Source organism: Cytobacillus oceanisediminis 2691, from assembly GCF_000294775.2.
Taxonomy (GTDB): Bacteria; Bacillota; Bacilli; order Bacillales; family Cytobacillaceae; genus Cytobacillus; species Cytobacillus pseudoceanisediminis.
Genome location: NZ_CP015506.1, coordinates 1,478,855 through 1,493,790, shown reverse-complemented (window position 1 = coordinate 1,493,790; position 14,936 = coordinate 1,478,855). Strand labels below are relative to the sequence as shown.

Annotated in this window: 16 protein-coding genes; 6 read left to right on the top strand and 10 right to left on the bottom strand. The window is 38.4% G+C overall.

Annotated elements, in window-relative coordinates; all coding sequences use genetic code 11:
* Positions 1-11: 11 nt before the first annotated feature.
* Both A361_RS07620 and A361_RS07615 read right to left on the bottom strand, forming a co-directional pair.
* A complete protein-coding gene (locus tag A361_RS07620) occupies positions 12-650 on the bottom strand; it encodes a GTP pyrophosphokinase (RefSeq protein WP_009331195.1) in 639 nt (212 codons plus the stop codon).
* 120 nt (positions 651-770) lie between these two features.
* Positions 771-1,136 carry a hypothetical protein gene (locus A361_RS07615; protein WP_009331196.1) on the bottom strand — a complete coding sequence of 122 codons (366 nt, stop codon included), beginning with the start codon at positions 1,134-1,136 and terminating at the stop codon, positions 771-773.
* 223 nt (positions 1,137-1,359) lie between these two features.
* Here A361_RS07615 and A361_RS07610 point away from each other — a divergent pair, with 223 nt between their 5' ends.
* The 5 genes from A361_RS07610 to A361_RS30425 all read left to right on the top strand — a co-directional run bounded on the left by A361_RS07610 (position 1,360) and on the right by A361_RS30425 (position 4,824).
* Positions 1,360-1,950 carry a CYTH domain-containing protein gene (locus tag A361_RS07610; RefSeq protein ID WP_009331197.1) on the top strand — a complete coding sequence of 197 codons (591 nt, stop codon included), beginning with the start codon at positions 1,360-1,362 and terminating at the stop codon, positions 1,948-1,950.
* 33 nt (positions 1,951-1,983) lie between these two features.
* A complete protein-coding gene (locus A361_RS07605) occupies positions 1,984-2,625 on the top strand; it encodes a lytic transglycosylase domain-containing protein (RefSeq protein ID WP_019381493.1) in 642 nt (213 codons plus the stop codon).
* A 448-nt stretch (positions 2,626-3,073) separates the two neighbouring features.
* Positions 3,074-3,478: a protozoan/cyano globin family protein gene (locus tag A361_RS07600; protein WP_009331199.1), complete on the top strand. Its 405-nt coding sequence runs from the start codon at positions 3,074-3,076 to the stop codon at positions 3,476-3,478.
* The gene (locus tag A361_RS07595; RefSeq protein ID WP_019381492.1) at positions 3,475-4,350 is read left to right on the top strand and encodes a ClpXP adapter SpxH family protein; all 876 of its coding nucleotides are present in this window, start codon (positions 3,475-3,477) and stop codon (positions 4,348-4,350) included. The genes A361_RS07600 and A361_RS07595 overlap by 4 nt, the downstream gene beginning before the upstream one ends.
* Before the next feature lie 300 nt (positions 4,351-4,650).
* Positions 4,651-4,824: a hypothetical protein gene (locus A361_RS30425; protein ID WP_019381491.1), complete on the top strand. Its 174-nt coding sequence runs from the start codon at positions 4,651-4,653 to the stop codon at positions 4,822-4,824.
* 102 nt (positions 4,825-4,926) lie between these two features.
* Here A361_RS30425 and pepF read toward each other — a convergent pair whose 3' ends face one another.
* The 5 genes from pepF to A361_RS07570 form a co-directional block, all read right to left on the bottom strand.
* Complete coding sequence (gene pepF, locus A361_RS07590; protein WP_019381490.1) at positions 4,927-6,744, bottom strand: oligoendopeptidase F; 1,818 nt, start codon at positions 6,742-6,744, stop codon at positions 4,927-4,929.
* Between the two features lie 121 nt (positions 6,745-6,865).
* The gene (locus A361_RS07585; RefSeq protein ID WP_019381489.1) at positions 6,866-8,056 is read right to left on the bottom strand and encodes a competence protein CoiA; all 1,191 of its coding nucleotides are present in this window, start codon (positions 8,054-8,056) and stop codon (positions 6,866-6,868) included.
* Positions 8,057-8,243: 187 nt separating this feature from the next.
* Positions 8,244-8,906, bottom strand: a complete 663-nt coding sequence (gene mecA, locus A361_RS07580; protein ID WP_009331203.1) for an adaptor protein MecA — start codon at positions 8,904-8,906, stop codon at positions 8,244-8,246.
* 415 nt (positions 8,907-9,321) lie between these two features.
* Positions 9,322-9,717, bottom strand: a complete 396-nt coding sequence (spxA, locus tag A361_RS07575) for a transcriptional regulator SpxA (protein WP_009331204.1) — start codon at positions 9,715-9,717, stop codon at positions 9,322-9,324.
* Positions 9,718-10,191: 474 nt separating this feature from the next.
* Positions 10,192-10,767 carry a GNAT family N-acetyltransferase gene (locus A361_RS07570; RefSeq protein ID WP_019381488.1) on the bottom strand — a complete coding sequence of 192 codons (576 nt, stop codon included), beginning with the start codon at positions 10,765-10,767 and terminating at the stop codon, positions 10,192-10,194.
* Between the two features lie 248 nt (positions 10,768-11,015).
* Between A361_RS07570 and A361_RS07565 the strand changes: the two genes are divergently transcribed.
* On the top strand, positions 11,016-11,204 hold the full coding sequence (locus tag A361_RS07565) for a hypothetical protein (RefSeq protein WP_009331206.1): 189 nt from the start codon (positions 11,016-11,018) through the stop codon (positions 11,202-11,204).
* A gap of 115 nt (positions 11,205-11,319) precedes the next feature.
* Here the strand turns inward: A361_RS07565 and A361_RS07560 are convergent, their stop codons facing one another.
* The 3 genes from A361_RS07560 to A361_RS07550 all read right to left on the bottom strand — a co-directional run bounded on the left by A361_RS07560 (position 11,320) and on the right by A361_RS07550 (position 14,931).
* Entirely contained in the window at positions 11,320-12,525 is a 1,206-nt protein-coding gene (locus A361_RS07560) for a putative glycoside hydrolase (RefSeq protein WP_019381487.1), read from the bottom strand.
* Positions 12,526-12,925: 400 nt separating this feature from the next.
* A complete protein-coding gene (locus tag A361_RS07555) occupies positions 12,926-13,861 on the bottom strand; it encodes an ABC transporter ATP-binding protein (RefSeq protein ID WP_009331208.1) in 936 nt (311 codons plus the stop codon).
* Between the two features lie 2 nt (positions 13,862-13,863).
* The gene (locus A361_RS07550; protein WP_009331209.1) at positions 13,864-14,931 is read right to left on the bottom strand and encodes an ABC transporter ATP-binding protein; all 1,068 of its coding nucleotides are present in this window, start codon (positions 14,929-14,931) and stop codon (positions 13,864-13,866) included.
* Positions 14,932-14,936: the final 5 nt, after the last annotated feature.

The following is a 14,936-nucleotide window of genomic DNA, read 5'->3' as shown; positions in this document are numbered from 1 at the left end:
TCTTTTATACGTTAGTTTTCTCCCTTTTGCTGTTTTTCCTTTTTCCTTGTAAAGAATGCCTGGGCATCCTGAATCTCACCGCGAATGAGTGACATTTCTTCATCAAGCCTGAAAGCAGCCTCTGCCGCTCTCTGGAGCCTCATCTGGATATCTTCAGGGAATTGGCCCTTATATTTATAATTTAAGGAATGTTCAACCGTGGCCCAGAAATTCATGGCAAGCGTTCTAATTTGAATCTCTGCCAGGATTTTCTTCTCTCCTTTTATTGTCTGAACAGGATATCGGATCACGACATGGTAAGAGCGGTAACCGCTTGCTTTTTTATGAGATATGTAATCTCTTTCTTCAACTATTTCAAAATCATTTCTTTGTCTTAATAGTTCAACCACTCTCTTAATATCATCTACAAATTGGCACATCATTCTAACACCGGCAATATCCTGCATTTCAGATTCCAATTTGTCGAGAGGAATGCCTTTTTGGTTTGCCTTATCAAGAATGCTTGCAATAGGCTTTACCCTCCCAGTAACAAATTCAATCGGGGAATGAGTAGAATCCATTTCAAATTGGCTTCTCATGCCTTTTAGCTTTATTTTTAATTCTTCGACGGCCTGTTTATATGGCGCCAAAAATAAATCCCAATGCTTCACCTGCAACACCACCAAATATCCGAAGTTAGAAAAGCGCAAGCGCCTCGTTCACCCCCGACTTCGAGAGGGGGTAACACAGCCTATCTCTTTATCCAAGTTTTTCGTTATTGAAACATTTAATTAAAATAAGTTCTCTACTTTTTCTACCATTTCATTTCCATAATTGCTGTTCCCACGGATATTTTCTACTAAATCTCCTAATTCCTCATGAAAGCCTGCCAGTTCAATGCGAGCATGATTACGATCTGAAGCAAATACACGCATCTGGCCATCCAGTGCCTTTTTTAGTTCCGGCCAGACTATTTCCGGAAGCGATATATATGTATAATCATCATTTTGTTCTGCTATGTAAATAAATGAAAGGTTGTCGGAATCAGCCAATATTTGCTGCATGGCAGTTAAGCCTGAGACTGTTCCAGCTTCTATCCCCAAAATTAATTCATTTTCAATCCATTCTGCATTTACAACTGTAAGTTTCTGTTTCATTTTTCTACCTCCATTGTCACTACCTATTCTATCGCAGATTTTATGGACAGTAAAACCCCTGATTCAATTTTCACTGCCCACAGTCCTGCACCCCGAAAGTTCAGTTAAACATGCAAACTCCCCTGATGACTTTATCACAATAATAAAAAAAACTTCAAAGATTGAAGTCCATGCTGATTAAGGAGATAATACAGGAAATTACTTATAGCTGAGGTGTAGTGGCTTGTCTAACAAAAATATTGAAATTGAATTTAAAAACATGGTCAACAGAGAAGAATTTTCCTCATTAATAGATTTTTTTAATATAAGAAGCGAGGATTTTTCCGAACAGGAGAATCATTACTTCGATACACCGGATTTTTTATTGAAGGCTAAAGGAAGTGCCTTAAGGATTAGGGAGAAAAACGGCTCATTTGAATTGACTCTTAAACAGCCTCACCCTGAAGGGCTATTGGAAACCAATGAGAATCTTACTGAGTCCGAAGCTGCAGAGATGATCCGGACTGGGAAAATCCCGGCTGAGCTGATAATAAGATCCATAAAAGAGCTGGGCATAGAGACAGATAAACTTCAATACTTTGGCACTCTCGCAACAAAACGTGCCGAAAAGGAATACATGAAAGGATTGGCTGTTCTTGATCACAGCCGATATTTAAATAAGGAAGATTTTGAGTTAGAATATGAAGTGGATAACAGGAATGAAGGTGAATTGACATTTCTTAATTTGCTCAAACAGCTTAACATTCCTGTCAGGAAGACCGAAAATAAAATTAAGAGGTTTTATAACGAAAAATACAGACAGCAAAAGGATTAACAGAAGTACACCTTTTGCCAAGGAGCAATACTAATGAACGTAAATCAGTTAAAAATATTAATGGAGCTGCAGGCACTGCAAGGTTTTAATAGTTCTACGCAAACGAATACTTCAAACCCTCTGTTTCAAGAGCTATTGGCCGGGTTAGTTACGGAAAGTCCCGGTTCATCACATCAAGTCACAGGAGGACTAGGAGCAATTGCGTCTCTGGAACCTTATATTAGTTCTTTACAAACAGATTCCCTTGCAACTGCAGCTCTTCCACCCCTTAAACTAACCAAATTTGCCGAAACTTCCAAAAGTGATTTTGATGATTTGATTCAAAAAGCCTCAGATTTGTTTAATGTACCTGTTAACCTGATTAAGTCAGTCATTAAACAGGAATCAAATTTTAATCCGAATGCAGTCAGCCATGCAGGTGCTTCCGGGCTTATGCAGCTGATGCCCGATACAGCCAAGGGGCTTGGCGTTGAAAATATCTTCGACCCTGAAGAGAACATTTTTGCAGGAGTCAAATATTTACGGCAAATGATGGACAGGTATGGGGAAAATGTTGAACTTGCACTGGCTGCCTATAATGCCGGACCTGGAAATGTAGATAAATACGGGGGAGTCCCCCCTTTTAGAGAAACACTGAATTACATAAAGAAAGTGACCTCTTCCTTTATGGCTTAAGGCTAATTTCCGCCGCCCGAATTTACCGGGCGGCTTTTTCATATCCTTTTCTGTGAATGTTTCGGATTGACGGCATGTGCTTAATCCATACTATAAGAAAAGCGCAAGCGCCTTGCCCATGAAGGAACGCAGACTAAGAACGCCACGTCCTGCCAAAAGCTACAGCTTTCGGTCATGCAGACGTTGCCACAGCTTACCTGTCCTGTGGCAACGTCTGCATGACCCCCATCCTGGGTGCCTCACCTCGAGGTGGCTCCAGACAGTTATCTGCTTGAGAATTTATACATTTTCTTTTAAAAAAAGAATCAAAGAGCGGGCGAAAGGGCTCAGTAAGCTATTTGTTTGAGATATAAATCCCTCATTGATAGAATATAAAGAGATCACATCACTCAATATTAAATAGGAAGTTTTTTTTCAAACGAATTAACTCATAAAAGGAGTTTTAAATATGGCCGAGAAAATGCACACTCCCTTCGACGCTATTGGTGAGGAAAAGCTTCACCAGCTAATTGACGCTTTTTACCGGCGCGTAGGACAACATCCTGATCTCGTTCCTATTTTTCCAGATGACCTGACAGAGACAGCCAGAATACAAAAGCAGTTTATGACCCAGTATTTAGGGGGACCTCCTTTATATACTTCAGAACACGGACATCCGATGCTTCGTGCTCGGCACATGCCTTTTCCCATAACGGAAACGCGGGCAAAGGCCTGGCTTTCATGCATGAATGAAGCAATGGACGAAATTAGGCTGGATGGGCGCTTGAGAGAAGACTTTTTTGCAAGGCTTGTGCTCACAGCCCAGCATATGATCAATACACCTGAAAACGGCGTGAAAGGTGAAAGCTCGTGAATAAGCCAGAATCGAATGCAAACAAGCTTACATCTCCACATTGCCACGGCAGTGAAAAAAAGCCAATAGAAGTCTATATGTTTGTTGATCCCCTTTGCCCAGAATGCTGGGCTTTGGAGCCAATTTTAAAAAAGCTCCTGATTGAATATGGCCGCTATTTTTCCATAAAGCACGTATTAAGCGGCAGGCTGGCAACGTTAAATATGGGTAAAAGGCAAAACTACGAAAACATTGCTGATTTGTGGGAGAAAACAGCAAGCCGCTCTGGAATGTCCTGTGACGGGAACGTCTGGTTCGAAAATCCGATTTCTTCTCCACACCTGGCTTCAGTTGCCATTAAAGCCGCTGAATTGCAAGGGAGAAAAGCAGGCATCAGATTTTTACGCAAGCTTCAGGAGGTCTTATTTCTTGAAAAGCAGAATGTGTCTAATTTTGAAGTATTAAAGGATTGTGCTAAGGAAGTCGGCCTGGATGTCGTAGAATTTGTTTCTGATATTCATTCAGATAGTGCAGCAAAGGCTTTCCAATGTGATTTAAAAATCACTTCTGAAATGGATGTTCAAGAAATACCCACTCTTGTCTTTTTTAATGAAAATATAGAAGATGAAGGCATCAAAGTCACCGGTTATTATCCCTATGAAATTTATGAACAGATTTTGGAGGAAATGCTTCCTGCTAAACCTGAGCGTGCTGCTTTGCCGCCACTGGAATATTTCTTAAAATACTTTAAGCTAGTGGCCAGCAAGGAAATCTCCGTTGTATATAATATGTCAGACAGCGAAGTGAACAGGGAAATGAAAAAGCTTCAGCTAAAGCAAATAGCTGAATATGTACCTGCAAAATACGGTAATTTCTGGAGATATTCAGGGTAATGTAAAGCTGTGCAAAATGCACAGCTTTATTTTTTTCAATGAAAAAACCATGCATTTCATACGCACGGCTTTTTCGGGTTTTATACGAACAAAGGGGATGGGAGAAATTTTTCACGTCACAAACAAAAGGGGTAAATGTTTGTATGTGATTAACTTCACATCTGTAATATATCATGAGGTAACAGAAAATGACAATAAGTTTGTGCCTTATTTCACAATATTGTCAAAATCAAGTCATGACTGTCTGGACAACCGCATAAAATAATAGGGATGAAATCTTGCCAAGGAGGAGAATGCAATATGAAAAAACTGCCTGTATTATTGATGCTGATGCTCATCTTGCTCTCCTTTATTTTAAATATTTTCGGATTGATGAAGCTTATCCCCATTTTCATCACTTCACCTATTCTTTTTATTTCTCTCCTGATTCTATTTTTATATTTGAATGACCGAAGGCGATTTAAGGGATTTTGAACAATACTTAAAAGGTGCCAGACAAACGCCTGGCACCTTTTTATGAACTGCTTCTTAGCACGCAGCCTGCCCCTCGAGGTGCCTGGGGCAAGGCACTTTCGCTTAAGAAAGCAAGCTTTCCATTTCGTTAAGCTTTTCCTCAAATACTTTGCAGGCATCTTCAATCGGCTTGCTGCTCGTCATATCAACACCAGCTTTCTTAAGCACCTCTATTGGATAATCTGAGCTGCCGGATTTCAGGAATTCAATGTATCTGTCAACTGCAGGCTGACCTTCCTGAAGAATTTGCTTGCTTAATGCAGTTGCCGCACTGAAGCCTGTTGCATACTGATAAACATAATAATTATAGTAGAAATGCGGGATTCTGGACCATTCCAGGCCGATTTCTTCATCAATAACGATGTCTTCTTCCCCAAAATACTTCTTATTGAGCTCATAATATTCTTTTGTCAATGAATCTGCGGTTAAAGCTTCATTGTTTTGCGCCTTTTTATGGATGAGATGTTCAAACTCTGCAAACATTGTCTGGCGGAAAACAGTTCCCCTAAAGCCTTCAAGATAATGATTCAGAAGATACAAACGCTTCTTATCATCATCTATTGTTTTGAGCAGATAATCATTTAAGAGGGCTTCATTACATGTGGATGCAACCTCTGCAACAAAAATTGAATAATTTCCATATGGATATGGCTGATATTTTCTTGTGTAATAGCTGTGAACAGAATGCCCAAACTCGTGAGCAAGGGTAAATAGATTGTTTACATTGTCATGCCAGTTCATCAGTATATATGGATTTGTGCCATATGTTCCCGATGAATAGGCACCGCTTCTTTTGCCCTTATTCTCATGAACATCTACCCAGCGATTTTCAAAGCCCTCTTTTAGAATATTTAAGTAGTCCCCACCAAGCGGCTTCAGTCCTTTTAAGATTAGATCTTTTGCTTCTTTGTATGGGATTTCCATTTTTACTTCCTTCACCAAAGGAGTGTAAAGATCATACATATGAAGCTCCTCGACCCCAAGAACCTTTTTACGGAGTTTGACATATCGGTGAAGTAAGTGCAGGTTATCGTTAATGGTATTGACTAAATTTTCATAAACACTTTCAGGAATATTGTTCGCAGCAAGAGCAGCATGTCGTGCAGATTCATAATTGCGGATCTTTGCATTGAAATTATCCTTTTTAATATTTCCGCTTAGAGTGCTTGCGAAAGTATTGCGGAACTTCCCATAAGTCTCATATACCGCTTTGAATGCATCATGACGGACACGCTGCTCATCACTTTCGAGAAAACGGATGAATCTTCCATGAGTAATTTCAACATCTTCGCCATTTTCATCCTTAATGGACGGAAACTCCAAATCAGCATTATTCAGCATGCCAAATGTATTGCTTGAAGCCCCAAGCACCTCGGAAGCCTGGGCAAGGAGGGATTCCTGCTCAGCAGATAATACATGAGGCCTTTGGAGATTAATTTCCTCAAGGGAGTGCTTATATAATTGCAGCTCCGTTTTTTCCTCTAAAAAACCTGCAATCTTCGCTTCATCCTCAGCAAGCAATTCAGGTACAATATACGCGAGAACACTTGCAGCTTCTGAATATAAATTTTTAATTTTGTCATCCATGCTCTGATAAAATGAGTTTGTTGTATCCTGGTCATAACGCATATGGGCATATGTATAAAGCTTCCCAAGGCGCGAGAGTATATGATCCTGAAACTGCAGCGCTTCATATAATGTTTCAGCACTTTCCCCAAGCCTGCCTTGATACTTGCCTGCATTAGGGATTAGCTTTTGCACTTCATTATATTCCTTGTCCCAATCTTCATCAGAAGGAAAAATATCCTCCAAACGCCAGGTATCTTCTGGTGAAATCTCATTCCTTGCCGGCAGTTTCTTCACAGTAGTCTCATTAGCCATTCATTCATCCTCCATTCAAAAGTCCCATTACACTATCTTCTCTTTCAAGAAACAAATTCCTTCTTTTCAAATAGCGAATGTGCAAATCTTAGATTATTTTATGTTAAATAGATCATTTTCATTAATTGACCTGCAAAGTGCTTTGCGTGATACTCCTATAAAAATCCTCCTCTCTTTGGAGAAGACAGAAGCAATTATCAGGCTCTCCACATGACGCAGTTCTTTTATATAGACCGTTTCCTGTCTGTTTAACAATGTTGAGGTTAATAAGGATATCCAGATATTCTTTAACTGCCAAGACTTCGGATCCGGTTTGAATGAGTGGAATAGACCTGACCCTAATATCATTATTCTTTACCCTATTGCGAAAGGCTGCAACCATCCGATCATGAGAAAAAGGTCTTTCTTTGCCGATGACATCCATGTACAAGTAGGTTTGCCACTGTATGGGCGGCGTCTCTATAAAAGGAGAATGACGGACAGGAAGGCCGATTTCAGGTGGGAGTGAAGCAGGAGCAATTGAGCGGGAGTATAAATCCTGAAGAAAGATATTTTTATAAGCACTGCTACTTTGAGCCAGGAAATTCTTTACTTTTCGAATTTCCTTTTTCCATTCACTTATGTTAAATTCATTTTTAAAATACGGATCAAATAAAAAATCTGGATCAGCATGGAAGATTGTTTTCACATCGTAATGCGCATAGGCATTTCTGACAGTTAGGGGATGGATTTGGCTGACATTGATAAAGGAATTTGTATTGGGGCAAAATGAAGGGATTACCCATTTGCCAGAAGGGGTTTGCCGAAGAAAAAAGTACTGGAAGCCAGATAAAGAAATTTTTGTTTTCCCAATGCGCTTAATATTTTTTCCTGCAAGTATCCATATTGGAACTATACCTGACTGAAAATATGCTTCTGACCGTTTTTTAAATAACTCCTCTGAGATGATTGAACATTGATATTCAAGAGCATAATTTACACCTTCATAATGGACACCTATATCTGGCCGCTGGCAAATGTCCGGATAGTATGGCTCCAGAATTGGATCTAACCCTTTTTTCTTTAGCCATTGAAACAAAAGCAGCTTTCCAGAAATATGGTATTCAGACTCCCTTTCATAGCTTTCTGGACATTCAGAACCCTTTTTGTGGCTAAAATGCGGGATTCTCTTATTACCGATCTTCATAATTACTTCCTCTTTGCATTCTGGGCAAAAAAAAGTGTGCTTTTCCCTATACTGTTGTAAATCCGGGATACTCTGTGAACCTAAAAGACTTATTTGAATCCCTTTCTCTGTTGCAGCAACTAACAAATGATCATCTCCTTTCTATGCTAAATGTTCTTTATTAAATTGCTAAATTCCTTTATAACCCTGAAATTCTTTTTGAGATTTTTTGTGCAGCCAAATGCCTATGTTCATCGCTGCAATAAAACAGTGTCAGACACGAACGCTTAAACAAATTAAAGCCGATTTCAAAAATGAAATCGGCTTTGCTTTACTATTTAAAGTGTTTTCTAAGATTTTCAAAAACATCATTTTCTATAATCAATTTACCGTACTCCATTACACGGTGAATAGTTGTGCTCGTTTCGTGCCCGTACTCCAGAAGAATGCTTAGCATATTATCTATGTCATCCTCTTCAAAAAGCTCTTCAGGGAACTCTGCGAATAAATAATACTTCCCCTCAAAGGAATATAACTTTGTAGTAATGGAATCAAGAATTGACCGCTTTGATAATGAAATAACGTCTTCAAAATCTTTAAATGATAATAAGAACTCAAGATCGCCTTCATATCCAGGCTCATCTTCATCGGATTTACGGAAATGATGATCGAGCATTTCCTCAATATGTTCATCCACAGGCAAATCTTTCACTTTTTCATCCGGGACAGGAAGTTCAAACTTCTGACCATCCTTTGAAAGCTGGGCCTTTGTTACAAGAACCTCCAGACCCTTATCCAATGCCTGAACCTGAATCCATAAAGGTCCTTCAACAAGAAATTCTTCCTCCTGATGGACTTCATCCATCATTTCCCAAAAGAGTTCCTCACTCCGCTCACGATTGTACCAAATCTCTTCACGGTCAAAGCCTCTTTCTTCTATATCAAGATAAGAAATATAAAATTTAACTGTATGATCATTAATACGTTCGATTTCCATGCAGCAACTCTCCCTTCTGGCTATGATTGAAGGGACTAAATACCCCCAGCAGTCATGTGTTATCCATTTACCCGTAAACCAATTGGTTAATCCCCGATTTAATTGAAGGTAAACTGTATTTTGTACCTTGTACTTTTATTTTATGACAAATTGAGCATAAAGGGAATTAAAAAGTCGTATGTTTAGAAAAACCGTTAAATGCCTATATTGTCGCAAGGTTTCATTCTTATCTAATCTGACTGTAACTATATATTCTCTTATTATATCCATTTTCCTTGTTCTTTTTCACATAACAGACAAAAAGACCTTCTTCTGTTAACAGAAAGAAGGCCTCTTAATTATAAGTATAATTGAGTGAGTTTGTTCATTAACAATCTGGTCTTGAGCTGATGTTCAGTTTTAAATCAAACCAGTTTTAGTTAACCATGCGCTGTGCTTCTCGCAACTGGTAGGTCCGAACTTTTCTTGGAAGGAAACGTCTTATTTCGTCTTCATTATATCCAACCTGCAAACGTTTTTCATCAAGAATGATCGGACGGCGAAGCAGCCCAGGGTTTTCCTTGATCAACTCAAATAAGTCTTGGAGAGGCATTGATTCAAGGTTTACATCAAGCTTTTGAAATGTCTTTGAGCGAGTAGAAATAATTTCATCGGTTCCATCTTCAGTCATGCGCAGAATTTCTTTAATTTCATCAATTGATAGCGGTTCTGAAAAGATATTTCTTTCTTTATAGGCAATCTCATGTTCTTCTAACCATGACTTAGCTTTCCTGCAAGATGTACAACTTGGTGAAGTGTATAATGTGACCATTTTACAAATTCACACTCCTTAAATTAGACATATATGAAACAATCTGAGATTTATATTTGTTTAATCAAATATTTCTAGAGTCTTCTAGATTAAAATTACTTTAATCAAGGAATTTATATTATTTATTATACACCAAACAATATCTATTTGGTATAACTTTTTATAAATATGATAAAAGTATTAAACATTTATTAAACAAATGGATTAAGAATTAGAATCTACTTAATAAGACGAATGAACAAGCAAAAAGTTTCATTTTTTTATATATTTTTTGCTATAATTTCTTCCATAAAGCTTCTTAAGCATTTAGCTCAAGGGAATTTTATGTATTAAATTCTTTTATTTATACTAAATTATTCTATATTTACCCATATGAATTTTGATTAAACCTAAAATAGATAATATTATTTTCTCAATTAATAAATGAAAATGAAAACACAGCCATTTACAAAAATGGCTGTGTTTTCCCAATTCTTAAAGATCCTCCAATACATCCGTCCCATTTTTATTTTCCTCAAAGGTCAGGACCTCTTCTACAGGCTGATAGGACTTCCCATAGAAATGTGCATCTCTGTATGTGTGTATCATTTCATATGTTTTCTTCATGGCTTCATAAATCATTTCTTCACTTTCATTCTCAGGAGACCAATATAGAATTTCCATTGAATTGATTTCATTGGTTGCAAGAGACCGGCGGCTGTATCCAATTGATTGCGCATGCTCAAACCCTTCTCTTTTATAGAACCGAAGGCGCTTTTCTGTATCCGTGTCTTCATAATCAATCGGCTCAACTTCCAAAATGATCGGCTTGCCTTTATCCTTCAGCTTTTGAAGTAATTTATGGCCAAGTCCCTGTCCTCTGGATTCCTTCGAAACAAACAGATAATCAATAAACACAAAGTTATCCAGTTCCACATACATAAGAACATGGTATGGACCTTCGTCTTTATGATAAATGTCTGACCGTTCCTTTAATAAGGTTTCCATGTGTTCTCTGGATTTCATTTCTTCAATAGGGAAATATTGATTCAGTTTTTCATACCAATGCATGGATCTTCTCCTTTTTTTGCTCACAAACGATAAACCGTTAATAGAGCATGAATATTTATTCCAGCATGATAAGCTCCCAGCTTTCCTTTCCACTCACTTCTAAGTTTAAGCCTTATATACTATTTCCAATCAGATAAAGTATTTGTGGAATTACCCCTTTTAATACTGGAAAATTTCGAATAAAATAAGATTAGGGATGTTTATACACTAATCACAGGAAACTGTGAAAAGAAAGATGGAGGTTTATCATGGTTGGTTACATAACTGATTTAACAATTGTTGCGCTGCTCATAATTGGATTTACTGCCTTATTAGGTGTACTAACTAATGGTATTGGAGAAAAGGTATTTGGCGGTAAAAATAAATCCGAATTCGTGGATCAATCTGCAAGGGTGCAGACTGGATGGAAAAGCGTAGGCGGAAAGAAAAAGCGGTAACCTATGCCTCTATACTATGATACCGTATTCAAGTTTGGTGTCAAATGATATGTAACTTAATTAATTGATAAACAAAGCCAGAAGGAGGCCAAAAAAATCGGCCTCTTTCTGGCTTTTATGGTGTATAATCCACTTTTGGTGTATACGAATTACCCGCATTCCATAAAAGGAATTCATTAATTCCCTGTTCGTTCAGTGCCTTTATTTGAGCTTCAACCTCGGCCCTTCCATACTTCTTATAATTTCCGGCTCCTAAATATGAAGCAGTAAAATCCTGCAGCCACGGTCTTGAAACAGGTGGACTATCCAACTCTTCCAACTTCCTATTCTCAAGTTTTGCATATTCAGAAACCAGCTTATAAGGTTCCAGATCTGGTTTGGCAATTCCGAAATAGGAAGTCCAGTGGCTTGGATAAATCATAGAAGAAATTACGTCTACATGTTCTGAGATTTCAGAAAAATTCTGACCAATTCCCGGAGCTTCAGGAAGGGTAGCCGTGTAGCCAAAAATATCAACCGATACCTTTACTCCATATGGCTCAAGCTGCTTCCTTGCATACTCAACAAAGTCTGTAACCGCGCTTACACGCTTTTGAACATTTTCAATCTTAAGATCTTCATATTCACCCATACTGTATTTCAAAGAACTGTCGCGGTGTTCAAAGCCTTCAGGAAACCGGACATAATCAAATTGAATTTCCTGAAATCCCATTTTTGCAGCTTCAATTGCAATTCCCACATTGTAATCCCAAACTTCTTTTAAAAATGGATTTACAAATGATTCACCTCTGCCATTCTTCCATACTGTATTTCCTTCTTTATAAGACCATTCCGGCTTTTTATTTGCAAGGACAGAATCTTTGAAAACAACTACCCGGGCAATCGGATAAATTTGCTTCTCTTCCATGACTTTCATGATTTTTTTTGTATCCTTTATGTAAGGTTTTCCAATCTCTTTATATGGTGAACTGTCTTCAGGAATATAAGTAAGATTTCCCCAATCATCCTTAATATCGATTACCATCGTATTCAAATCGGTATCTTCCATCAATTTTACCAAGGTATTAAACTTTGTGCCGCCTGCAGAATGTCCGGTGACATATATCCCCCTAACAGCATCAGGATATTGAAAATGATAGCCGGAATCAAATTGGAATCGGCTTATTTTTTCTGGCAATGCCTTTACAAGCGAAACATGTTCCCTTTGCGGGTTTCGGCCTGGTTCCTGGTGTTCCTGTTCTTTTGCCTCCCCCGGCTGGGCAGAAATGAATAGACCTGATACTAACATTAAGGCAGCAGCTAAATGTACTGGCTTTTTCAAATGTGTGATGCCCCCTTTATTTAAGTTCTGCTTGTTGTTACCCATTATAAAATTATTTCAATGAATTAAGAACTATCTATATACTAAATTATCTTAATAACTGTTCTTTAAACCAATAATATTTAAAAAATATTAAAATACAGTATAGTTAAATGAATTGACGGAAAAATATAAATAATCGAAAATTCTAATAGTAATATTCTAGAAAATGTTGTATTATATACTAAAGCTTACGTTAGCGAATAAACGTGTTAAAGAGATATTTCCATTATCTACATATATGACTGAGCCATTTACATCTTGGAAACTCCTTTTTACTATAAAAAAGGATTAACATAAGTTTAGCAAACACTGACTTTTCCAGGATGTAAAAAACGATCTCAGTTGAGATCGTTTTTTGTTATTTGGCATATTGAGCTTTTAATTCGTTATACTCTTTTTCAGAACAGTAAACAAAATGTCCCGGAGTAATTTCACGCATTTCCAGCTTTTCATTGTCAGCATAATTGTGAACTGCTGTATCATATGATTTTCTTCTGCGGGAACGTTCCGTTTCCGGATCCGGAAGCGGAATAGCTGACAGCAGTGATTGAGTGTAAGGGTGCATCGGGTTTTTATATAAATCTTCTGCTGGCGCAAGCTCTACCAGTTTACCGAAATACATTACACCAATACGATCACTGATGTACTTAACCATCGATAAGTCATGAGCGATAAACAAGTATGTCAATCCTTTTTCACGCTGCAGTTTTTTCATAAGGTTTACTACCTGAGCCTGGATAGAAACGTCCAATGCAGAAATTGGCTCATCGGCAATAATGAAATCAGGGTCAACCGCAAGCGCGCGGGCAATCCCGATACGCTGTCTCTGTCCGCCAGAGAATTCATGAGGGTAACGGTTAGCATGCTCTTTGTTCAGACCAACTGTTTCCAAAAGCTCATAAACCCGCTCCATACGTTCCTTTTTGCTCTTTGCCAAACCGTGAATATCGATGCCTTCAGCAATAATATCGGCAACAGTCATACGCGGATTTAAGGAAGCATAAGGATCCTGGAAAATCATTTGCATTTTCCGGTTAAACTTTTTTAGTTCTTTTGCAGACTTTTTACCATGAACATCTTCACCTTCAAAAAGAACTTGACCGTCTGTTGCATCGTATAACCTGATAATGGTTCGACCAGTAGTTGATTTACCGCAGCCAGACTCACCTACAAGTCCAAGGGTCTCTCCCTTATAAATATCAAAAGTAATTCCATCAACTGCTTTCACCATATTGGGACGGCCTACATTAAAATGCTGTTTTAAATTTTTAATTTCAAGCAATTTTTCTGCCATTATTATTTTCCCTCCTTCACTAATACAGGCTTTTCAAATGTGGAGGATAATTGGCGCATACGTCTTTTTACTGCTTCCGGCGGCTCAACCTGTGGAGCATCCGGGTGAAGAAGCCAGGTTTTTGCAAAATGTGTTTCTGAAATCTGGAACATCGGCGGCTCTTCTTCAAAGTCAATTGCAAGTGCATATTGATTTCTGGCGGCAAATGCGTCTCCCTTTGGTGGATTTGTCAGATCCGGAGGAGTTCCAGGTATCGCAGCTAATTCAGCTTTATCATCATTTTCTAAGCTTGGCATTGATGCCAGCAATCCCCATGTATAAGGATGACGAGGGTCATAGAAAATTTCATCCACAGTGCCCATTTCAACAATCTGGCCAGCATACATTACAGCTACACGGTCCGCAACATTTGCAACAACACCCAGGTCGTGCGTGATAAAGATAATGGATGTATCCATTTTATTTTGAAGATCTTTCATAAGCTCCAGGATTTGCGCCTGAATAGTAACGTCAAGAGCTGTTGTCGGCTCATCAGCGATAAGCAGCTTTGGATTGGCTGCAAGAGCAATCGCAATCATTGCACGCTGTCTCATACCGCCGGAGAATTCATGAGGATATTGATTAACTCTTTTCTCAGGCATCGGGATACCAACAAGTCTCAGTAATTCAATTGCTCTGTTTTTGCCATCAGTCTTCGTCATATTTTGATGTTTAATCAGCACTTCCATTATCTGATTTCCAACTCTCATCGTTGGATTCAATGACGTCATCGGATCCTGGAAAATCATACTGATTTCTTTACCGCGGATTTTTTCCATTTGTTTTTCTGTTTTTGGTACGATGTCTTCACCATTTAACAGGATTTGCCCGCCTGAAATTCGGCCTGGCGGCATAGGTATTAACTTCATAATAGACTGGGAAGTAACACTTTTGCCTGAACCTGATTCACCAACAATCGCAAGCGTCTCTCCCTTATGAAGGTCAAAGCTGACTCCCCGGACTGCTTTTACTGTACCTCCATATGTTTGGAATGAGACTTCTAAATTTTTTACTTCAAGTAATTTTTCCATGTTCT

Excerpts from the sequence above, each read along its gene's own strand:
- A361_RS07615 (WP_009331196.1), bottom strand. The coding sequence starts at position 1,136 with ATGAAACAGAAACTTACAGTTGTAAATGCAGAATGGATTGAAAATGAA.
- A361_RS07570 (WP_019381488.1), bottom strand. The coding sequence starts at position 10,767 with ATGCATTGGTATGAAAAACTGAATCAATATTTCCCTATTGAAGAAATG.
- A361_RS07605 (WP_019381493.1), top strand. The coding sequence starts at position 1,984 with ATGAACGTAAATCAGTTAAAAATATTAATGGAGCTGCAGGCACTGCAA.
- spxA (WP_009331204.1), bottom strand. The coding sequence starts at position 9,717 with ATGGTCACATTATACACTTCACCAAGTTGTACATCTTGCAGGAAAGCT.
- pepF (WP_019381490.1), bottom strand. The coding sequence starts at position 6,744 with ATGGCTAATGAGACTACTGTGAAGAAACTGCCGGCAAGGAATGAGATT.
- A361_RS07565 (WP_009331206.1), top strand. The coding sequence starts at position 11,016 with ATGGTTGGTTACATAACTGATTTAACAATTGTTGCGCTGCTCATAATT.
- A361_RS07555 (WP_009331208.1), bottom strand. The coding sequence starts at position 13,861 with ATGGCAGAAAAATTGCTTGAAATTAAAAATTTAAAACAGCATTTTAAT.
- mecA (WP_009331203.1), bottom strand. The coding sequence starts at position 8,906 with ATGGAAATCGAACGTATTAATGATCATACAGTTAAATTTTATATTTCT.
- A361_RS07550 (WP_009331209.1), bottom strand. The coding sequence starts at position 14,931 with ATGGAAAAATTACTTGAAGTAAAAAATTTAGAAGTCTCATTCCAAACA.
- A361_RS30425 (WP_019381491.1), top strand. The coding sequence starts at position 4,651 with ATGAAAAAACTGCCTGTATTATTGATGCTGATGCTCATCTTGCTCTCC.
- A361_RS07600 (WP_009331199.1), top strand. The coding sequence starts at position 3,074 with ATGGCCGAGAAAATGCACACTCCCTTCGACGCTATTGGTGAGGAAAAG.